The organism is Shewanella sp. SG41-4, assembly GCF_014164505.1.
GTDB lineage: Bacteria > Pseudomonadota > Gammaproteobacteria > Enterobacterales > Shewanellaceae > Shewanella.
Genome location: NZ_JACJFI010000161.1, coordinates 1 through 9,784, shown reverse-complemented (window position 1 = coordinate 9,784; position 9,784 = coordinate 1). Strand labels below are relative to the sequence as shown.

5 protein-coding genes and 2 pseudogenes are annotated in these 9,784 nt (G+C 40.2%); 6 read left to right on the top strand and 1 reads right to left on the bottom strand.

Going from position 1 to position 9,784, the window contains the following annotated elements; translation table 11 throughout:
• The 6 genes and pseudogenes from H5202_RS14255 to H5202_RS14230 all read left to right on the top strand — a co-directional run.
• On the top strand, positions 1-306 hold a 306-nt coding region (locus H5202_RS14255; RefSeq protein WP_182772657.1), incomplete at its 5' end, for an IS66 family transposase.
• A gap of 45 nt (positions 307-351) precedes the next feature.
• Positions 352-2,184 (top strand): CocE/NonD family hydrolase, encoded by a 1,833-nt coding sequence (locus H5202_RS14250; protein WP_220493882.1) that lies wholly within the window; start codon positions 352-354, stop codon positions 2,182-2,184.
• A 145-nt stretch (positions 2,185-2,329) separates the two neighbouring features.
• Positions 2,330-2,494, top strand: a pseudogene (locus tag H5202_RS14245) (integrase); the annotation flags it as partial.
• 1,091 nt (positions 2,495-3,585) lie between these two features.
• Positions 3,586-5,535: a HAMP domain-containing methyl-accepting chemotaxis protein gene (locus H5202_RS14240; RefSeq protein ID WP_182772656.1), complete on the top strand. Its 1,950-nt coding sequence runs from the start codon at positions 3,586-3,588 to the stop codon at positions 5,533-5,535.
• Between the two features lie 139 nt (positions 5,536-5,674).
• On the top strand, positions 5,675-8,902 hold the full coding sequence (locus H5202_RS14235; protein ID WP_182772655.1) for a PAS domain S-box protein: 3,228 nt from the start codon (positions 5,675-5,677) through the stop codon (positions 8,900-8,902).
• Between the two features lie 195 nt (positions 8,903-9,097).
• Positions 9,098-9,459: pseudogene (locus H5202_RS14230) on the top strand (type I restriction enzyme endonuclease domain-containing protein); the annotation flags it as partial.
• Between the two features lie 42 nt (positions 9,460-9,501).
• Here H5202_RS14230 and H5202_RS14225 read toward each other — a convergent pair.
• Positions 9,502-9,690, bottom strand: a complete 189-nt coding sequence (locus tag H5202_RS14225) for a hypothetical protein (RefSeq protein WP_182772654.1) — start codon at positions 9,688-9,690, stop codon at positions 9,502-9,504.
• Positions 9,691-9,784 lie beyond the last annotated feature (94 nt).

The window sequence follows — 9,784 nt, the reverse complement described above, 5'->3', positions numbered from 1 at the left end:
ATTGAGGCGGCTAATTACCTGGCTAATCAATGGCACAAACTCATTCGTTATGTGGATGATGGACGACTCAGCATCGATAACAATAGAGCTGAACGTGCAGTAAAACCGTTTGTGATAGGCCGAAAAAATTGGTTATTTAGCCAAACGGCTAACGGTGCACATGCCAGTGCCGCCCTTTACAGTATTGTGGAAACCGCCAAAATAAATGGTCTAATCCCATTTGATTACATCATGGTTTGCCTTGATGAACTGTGTAAACCAGAACCCAATATCGATAGCTTGTTACCCTGGAATTTTAAACAGTAAGTGTGGTTCGCTAGACGGTTACGTTACAGTCATAGTTATAGTGCTTTGAGTTTATTCGCAAAGTGTTTAAAGTGTTCTTTTGATTTTAATAAAAGGGAAGTAATGAGACATTTAGTATTAGGCATGCGCTTGTTGTTCTTACTAATATCACTCACCGTAACAGCTGCCGTATCGGCGCAAGATGACACCGCATTATTGGCGGCGAAAATCTTCGATACGAGTTATATTTTTCAAGGCGATGTCTTGATCAAAACCAGGGACGGCAACACAATTTCAGCCATAGTGGTCAGGAAGAAGTTAGTCACATCGCCATTACCTAGTATTTTGCAATTTACCATCTATGCCCGTAATGATGATAGAGACCTTATTAACCTCAAAGAAACCGTAGACCATGGTTATGTTGGCGTTATCGCCTATACCAGAGGTAAATATCGTAGCAAAAGTGCAATTATACCTTACGAATACGATGCCCAAGACGCCTATGCGGTTATAGACTGGATTAGTCAACAAGCTTGGAGCGATGGTGGAGTAGGTATGATGGGGGGCAGCTATGCTGGTTTTACCCAATGGGCAGCGGTAAAGACCTTACATCCAGCACTTAAAACTATAGTCCCCTCAGCAGCGGGCGGCCCAGGTTTTGGTTTGCCCATGGAAAATAATATTTTCATTAACCCTAACTATGAATGGGCATTTCACGTCACTAATAATAAGACCATGGATGATACTGTTTATAATGAGGAAGGACGCACACGTTTTAGAAACATGCGCAATACTTGGTGGGAAACGGGTAAGGCATACCGCACCATAGATCAAATAGATGGGCAAGCCAACCCTTTACTACAGCGCTGGTTACAACATCCTAGCTATGATGCATATTGGCAAAGTATGGTGCCCTTTAGGGAGGATTTTGCACAAATTAACATACCTGTGCTTGCCTTCGATTGTTACTACAATGACTCCCAAGGCTCAAGTTTGCATTATTTACAAGAGCATGCCAAATATAGACCCAATAGCGAAGATTATTTAATCATAGGTCCTTACTCTCACTTTGGTTCACAACGCGGTGGTGATACGGCAGTTTATGGTGTTGAAAATCCCCCGAATGCATTGTTCGACTATAAACACATTACCTATGCATGGTTTGACTATGTGCTTAATAATGCTGACAAGCCGAAAGTTTTAAAGGATAAAATTAACTATTTTGTGGTGGGTGAAAATAAATGGCGTCATGCCTCCTCATTAGACAAGATGCACAATACGGCTTTGACATTATTCTTAACAGATACAAAACAGGAAGAGGCTTATCAATTAGCGGCACTTAAACCCCAGCAACAAGGCTACCTGGTGCAAACCGTTGATTTTAAAGATCGTACTGTTTCCTCTGGTGATTTTTACCCTGATCCACTCATACGTAAGCAATTAAATACTGATGATGGCTTTATCTTCGTGAGTGAGCCGTTAAAGAATGATGCAATCATGAACGGTGCATTTGAAGGCGAGATAGTCGTTAAAATCAACAAATACGATGTAGATTATGGCATTCGACTCTATGAACTTTTACCTAATGGCGATTATGTCCACTTATCTTATGTAGTACAAAGAGCTAGTTACGCAAGAGATCCAAGCCAACGTCAATTATTAACCCCAAATACCATAGAAAGACTCCCCATAAAGGGAGCTCGTTTAATCAGTAAACAGATTAAAAAAGGCAGCAGGTTTGTAGTTTATATCGATATCAATAAAAACCCATTTTCACAGTTAAACTATGGCACAGGTAAAGACGTGAGTGATGAAACTATCTCAGATACGAAACAGATGTTAAAAGTAAAATGGTTTAATTCAAGCTATGTCACCATCCCACTTTTAACTCTGCTTTAGAAGACAAATACCATTAATAAATAACAATTTTTAAGCCATGGAATATAGGTTTTACCCATGGCTTAAAATAAACATATATACCCTTTCAGTTAATCAAATAACTACTTTATAAGTTATAGAAACAATGAGTTAGAGCTACAGTGTAACCCACTCTATGAGGCGAACCAAGGCGACTCTTGTCTATGCAAAAACAAAGAATATTCGAGCAGTTTAACTTTTACTAGGCCATACAAAGGTAGACAATACGATAAGATATCTTGGTGTTGAATTAGAAGATGCTCTATTACTTTCAGAAAGTACAGATTGCTAATATTAAATGGCCCTAAAAGCTAGGGCCACTTTATCTGAAAGAGGCAACGGGGTTATTACTGGCAAATTTTTGCCCCATAAAACGTGTTGGCATGAACAACCAAGTCACCGAAACCAGTCAACATAGCCTGACTTTTTCTAATCATTTCTTATTAATTCTTATCACTCAATACCGCAAAAAAGATTGATCGTGCTTACTCGGGTATAACTAATTTGCTCTAAAGCCAGATGATTTTGGGATCAAAGAATGCGTAAAATATGTCTTCTACATATCAATACTTTTGTAAAATTCGAGAAAAGACATAAGTATCAATTCACTGTGACATACCAAAGGTGTTGTATCAGAGTAATCGCATGAGTGCTTACTTTTGGAACTCTACGTTTGACCTGCGAGAAAAGAACAAGAAACCATCCTAGCTATAAAGATTTAACGAACTATGCCAGCTCTATAAATGATCTGATTTTGTTCAAGAAACGTTCGGGCTCTCGCCCCGTTGGAACCGGTTCCAATGTGAGGGTGAGATCACAAATTATTGAAATGTAAGCGGGGTAGTAGTGTGCGGTATCACATACTGAAAAAAGCAAGTATCACGATTATATACTAAATAATGAAAGTGAATTAATATATATCTATTGTAAGATTCTACTTGGTCGTGTACCACGTTGGGGGGGCGTAATAATAGAAGATGATTTATTTACCTTCTGTAGAATAATCAATAATCAATAATCAATAATAAATGACAAATCTAAATTTTAATATATTTGTATTTTTTAAAATACGATAGTAGCAAAAGACATCAATTATAAGATGGTAAGTAGTTTTGGTATCAGTGGGTTAACTGATTTTATGAAATGATACCACTTTTTAATAAAAAGCTCGTAAGCGGATATGTTAATAGTATGGAAGATGCAATTATATTATATATGAGAATGTAATGAATAATACGTTTAACAGAGTGTATGAACACTCTGTCATGTCAATGCGTGCATTGGATTGTAACATTGGTGAATACCAGTATTAAGTAACTAACCTAGTTAGTTACTAAGTAAAATTCATCACTTTATTTAAATATATACATATTAGGCGGACATATGTTCAAGGATTTACGATTAGGATTAAAAATAGGTTTAAGTTTTTTTGTCGTGTTAGCTCTCCTTTCAATCGTTCTCGTTGTAGGTGTTCTTGCACTTAAAAAAGCCGATGACGGGATCACGACATACGAAGGCCTAGCAAGGGATACCAATCTCTCAGGGCGTTTACAGGCTAATATGTTAATGGTTCGAATGAATGTGCTGGGTTATCTCAATACGCAAAGTGATAATAACCTCACTCAATATAAAGACTATTTTGATAAAATGAATACCTTCTTGGTCCAGAGTAAAAAGGAAATTCAGCAACCAGAACGTGCGCAAATAATAGACAGCCTCGATTTGTCTATCACCAAATATAAAAATGCTTTTTCGAGCGTAGTGTCGTTAACGGAACAACAAAACCGTGTCCTCAATGACCAACTCGTTCCTCAAGGTGAGGTAATGGGAAAAGCTATCGCTGAAATCATTCAATCGGCCTATGATGATAATGATGCACAAACCGTTTATCACGCCTCTCATGTCCAACAGAAATTATTATTTGGACGCTTATTTGTGTCCAAGTTCCTGAACTCTAATCTTCAGCAAGATTATACTGTGGCTACCAACGCGATAGACACCAAACTGCTAGAAGAAGCAACAGAGCTCAAGCAATACATGTCAAATTCAGTTCATCAATCACTTCTATCAGATTTTTTGACGGCGCATCAGAATTATGTAAGTGGCCTCAGTGATATTCATCAACTAATCAAAAATAAAAATGAGTTGGTTGAGAATACACTGAATATAATTGGTCCACAGGTGGCTAAAAGTGTAGAGGACGTAAAACTGTCTGTTATGGCAGAACAAGATATATTGGGCTCAGAGATTAAAGCGAATACGAATAACAGTATCAATCTCACTCTTCTTCTGTCTTTTATAGCCATCGCCATGGGCTCCATTGCCGCTTATTTGTTGACTATCGCCATTACACGTCCAATTAGCCAGGCAGTAAAAGCCGCGAACCAATTGGCCAAGGGTGACTTGACCATTGAGGTCACCCGTTCTAGTCAAGATGAAACGGGTCAGTTAATCGCATCTATTCAAGGCACCGCAACTAACCTGAGAAATATTATTGCCACGATATCAGGTGCTAGTATCGAGCTTGCTTCTGCTTCACAAGAGTTGGCGGTGGTAACTGAGCAATCAAGTCAGGGAGTGGAAAACCAGCAGATTGAAACTGATTTGGTGGCAACGGCTATGAACGAAATGGCAGCGACCGTTAATGATGTTGCCAGTAATGCGGCCAATGCAGCTATTGCTGCCAATGAAGCTGACAAAGATGCACTGTTGGGTAGTCAGGTTGTTGAAAAAACGATTTTAGCCATTAATACGCTTGCTGATAGGGTGAATGAATCTTCGGAGAAGCTGGGAGAAGTCGAACTGGCCACCATCAATATTGTCAAGATTTTGGATGTTATCCGAGGTATTGCCGACCAGACTAATTTACTGGCACTCAATGCAGCGATTGAGGCCGCTCGAGCAGGCGAGCAGGGACGTGGCTTTGCCGTCGTCGCTGATGAAGTTCGCTCGCTTGCTCAGCGAACGCAGGGGTCTACTCAAGAAATTCAAAATATGATTGAGCAGCTTCAGGCTGGAACCCAAAGCACGGTAGAGGTCATGGCGCAAGGGAGAACTCAAGCAGTAGAGTGTGTGACTCAAGCAAATGAGACGGGACGTGCATTACAGGCAATTACTCAAGCTATTAGTGTCATTAATGACATGAATATTCAGATTGCAAGTGCATCCGAGCAGCAAAGCTCTGTTGCAGAGAGCATTAACGAAAACGTGATTAATGTAAAACATATTGCAGAAGAAAATGCGGTTGCTGCAAACCAAACAAGAGCATCAACGAGCGAAATAGCACATTTATCAGAACAACTAAAAGAACTAGTTGATCAATTTAAGATTTAACTCTTCATGATGAATACTCAAGCGTGTCTCTATGATGCGCTTTTTTTATTTTTATATACATATTTCTAATTGTTCTGTGTGGGTTCGCCTTACAGTAATTTAATGAGAGGAAGCGGATATTTTAGAACTTATCACACCTATGTCATACTGGATATTAACTCTATTATGGTTGGTTATTGTCGGGATTTATCTGGTAAAACTGAGGCAATTAAAAGCCGTTAATGGAGCTGTTGGCGGAACGGTTGCCGTTCTCCTTGTTATCCTGAGTATTGATGCTGTCAGGACCATCATTGAAAGCGTCTATTTTGGTTTGTATTTCAACTCTCTATATGGACTAATACCCAAAACAATCAACGAATTGTTGTCATCCCCCTCTTCGCTGATCATCCCCAAATTAATCAACATTACCGCTGGTTTACTGGTTATTGTGCTTCTCATAAAGCATTGGTTGCCTAGAGAGCTTTATGAACGAGAAGAAACACAGCGCGCTCTAGATGAAGCTAAAATAGCATCCGTTAATACCCAAAGGTTGTTCACCTCAATATCTAATTGCTCTACGGATGGGTTCATTTTTGCTAGCCAAAACAGAATTATCCTCTCTGTAAATCAGTCCTTTACCGATATGTTTGGGTACAGTGAAGATGAACTGATAGGAGAAAAAGCATCTATTATCTATGAAAGTAATGTGGAATATGAACGACATGGTCGGATGTATTTTAACCTTAGCGCTGGCGATAAAGCCAAACCTTATGAAGCTAACTACCGGCACAAGGATGGCAGGATCATTGTCGGTGAAACCAGTAGACTTGTGATAAAAGATGTTGATGGCCAAATTCAGGGTTATATGGGGTTTATTCGAGATGTCACTGACCGCAATAACGCCTCGAGAAAATTACAGACTAATGAAGCGATACTGTCACACCATGTCCAGAATACTCAACTCGGTTTCATTTCATGGGATCAAAACGCAAATTGTCTTGAAATAAACAAATCAGCTGAAGCGATATTTGGATACTCCGCCGATGATGCTCGGGGGCATTCTTTATTAGATTTATTAGTGCCAGAAGATAGTAGGAATGAGATTGAAAATGTCTGTAAATCTTTGTTAACAAGTAATAAAGATTCTATCAATATCAATGAGAATATAACAAAAGATGGCAGAACAATTATCTGTGAATGGCATAATACACCAATCGTTAATAAGAGCGGTGACGTTATTGGCGTGACATCATTGATCCAAGATGTTACTGAAAATATACGTACCCAAATGGCCTTAGAGGAGACTGAAAAGAACTTTCGTGAGCAAAGTCAGCGTTATGCAGAAGTTATCTGGGCCGCCAACATCGGCACCTGGGAATGGAATGTACAAACCGGAGAGATTTTATTCAATCAACGCTTGGCCGAAATGTTGGGCTACAGTCTAAATCGGCTCACATCTAGCATCGACATCTGGCAGACATTGGTACATCCAGATGATGTCAATCATACTAAAAATCTGATCGATAGATGTCTCAAACATGAGATCGATAATTTAGAATCCGAATTTCGGATTCAGCACAAGAACGGCTCCTGGATCTGGATACTCGATCGTGGTCGGGTGGTTGAATGGGCTACTGATGGCAAGCCTATGCGCATGTCAGGCACGTATCAAGACATCACCAAAGCCAAGCAATCCGAAGATGTGCGTAAACTTGCTGCCAGCGTATTCACCTATGCAAGGGAAGGCATCACCATCACTGATACTTCAGGTGTTATCATAGAGGTTAATGCTGCTTTTACTGCCATTACCGGCTATACACGCGATGACGTGATAGGGAAAAACCCACGTATTTTGCAATCAGGAAGTCACTTGCCTGAATTTTATACTGATATGTGGACCACTCTACAACAAAAAGGCCATTGGACTGGTGAAATTTGGAACAAACGTAAGAATGGCGAGGTGTATCCTGAGATCCTCACAATAAGTGCAGTACTCGATGATACTGGCGTAGTGCAAAACTACGTCGCCCTATTTAACGATATCACCACGATTAAAGCACATCAGGGACAATTAGAACGTATTGCTCACTATGATATGTTAACGAATTTACCTAATCGTACATTGTTAGCAGACCGCTTAACGCAGTCGATGAGACGAAGCCAACGTCAAAACTCATTAATCGCGGTCGCTTTTTTGGATTTAGATAGATTCAAGAAAGTTAATGATAGCTACGGTCATTCTATTGGTGATGAATTATTAATCGTGGTCTCAACTCGCATGAAAGAAGCACTGCGTAATGAAGACACGCTGGCGCGTATTGGCGGTGATGAGTTTGTTGCTGTGATGGAAAATATCACCTCGGTGGCGGATTGTGAACCAATATTAGAGCGGATGTTGCGGGCGGCATCGGATCCTGTTGATATTGATGGGATCAGATTAGATGTTTCTGCCAGTATTGGTGTAGCCATCTACCCTGAAGACGGAGCAGATGCAGACCAACTTATGCGTAATGCAGATCAAGCCATGTATGTCGCTAAGCAACAGGGAAAGAACCGCTACCATTTGTTTGATTCGGTACATAACACTGCGATGGTTATTCAGCATGGGAAGTTGGAAAGCATACGTAAAGCACTAAAAAATGATGAGTTTGTGCTTTATTATCAACCCAAGGTTAATATGACAACGGGGGCGATGATTGGTGTTGAAGCATTGATCCGTTGGCAATCCCCCGAGCTTGGTTTAGTCGGCCCGAATGAGTTTTTACCCGTTATTGAGAATAATGTTCTCATTATAGATATCGGCGAATGGGTTATTAGCACTGCACTCAGTCAAATTAAAGCATGGAAAACCCTCGGGTTGGACATTCCTATCAGTGTCAATATTAGTGCGCTTCAATTACAAAGTGATGATTTTGCCACGCGTTTAGCCGAGTTATTAGCCTCATTCCCAGAGATTGATCCTAGCGCTTTAGAATTAGAAGTGCTTGAAACCAGTGCCATAGGTGATTTGTTTCAGGTGTCAAAGACCATGCACGCCTGTATTGCGCTTGGCGTTAATTTTGCGTTAGATGACTTTGGTACCGGTTATTCTTCACTAAGTTACCTTAAACGTTTACCGGCAAGTTTGATTAAAATAGACCAGACCTTTGTGTGTGACATGTTGAATGATCCTGATGACTTGGCGATTGTAGAAAGTGTTGTGGTCTTGGCTAAGTCATTTGGTCGTGAAGTCATTGCCGAGGGCGTAGAGACCATGGCACATGGCGTTGCCCTACTGCAATTAGGCTGCGTATTAGCGCAAGGGTACGCGATTGCGAGGCCAATGATTGCTAAAGATATTCCTGAGTGGGCAGTAAACTGGCTGTCAGATAATCTTTGGCGAGAGTAATTGTCAGCCTGAATGGGTATGAGTGTGCCTGGTGATAACAATCGAATAATCAGCCATTGATATTTTGCAGAAAAACCATGTGATTAACAGTGTGGCTAGCGTTTGTATATTTAATAGTCTCTGTTGACCACGTATGTATCCAGAAATAAGCTAGGTATGCTCTAATGTAGTGGCCAGTTCTTATTGGACACTACAAACATCGAAACCGCTCAGGTCATTGAAGAACTTATTCCATGGGCGAAAGAGATGCAGAGATGCTTGATAAGCTAAACCTTTCAGTTGATGAAATTACCTTTTACTGTGCTTTAATCGAAAACGAAGAGTCAGTTCGTCAACTTGGTGATGATAACTTGCGCAGCTTAGCTATTGAGTTAACTCAACAATTGCGCAAATCCGCAACGGTTGATTGGCAAAAGCGGGATAGTGTGCGAGCCAGAATGCGTAACTTAGTGGGCAGACTACTGCGTAGATGGAAATACCCACCAAATGCAGCAGAAGCGGCTATTAAGTTAGTCTTGGAGCAAGCCGAAGTGTTGGCTGATGGTTGGTATAGATAATATTTAGAAGGATAAAAGACAAGAGCAACCCCTTGTCGTTTATTAGTCATCATTACCATCCATCAACTTCTGTTGGCTAAACTCAGGATAAGAAATCAGTTGCTTGTGAACAATAGCTGGAATATAAAAATTTAGCTGATCTGCTTTGATTGAATACGTTAAGTCTTCAAGCTTTTTATCCCTAACGGAAGTGATATCTGGGTAATCCCCCCTAAAAATAGTAGATTTCAAAAGTAGAATTTTCTCGTAATATATACGCAGGGAGATTCTGCATGAAAACATCAAAATTTAGCGACAGCCAAATCCTAGCAATTCTTAAACAAGC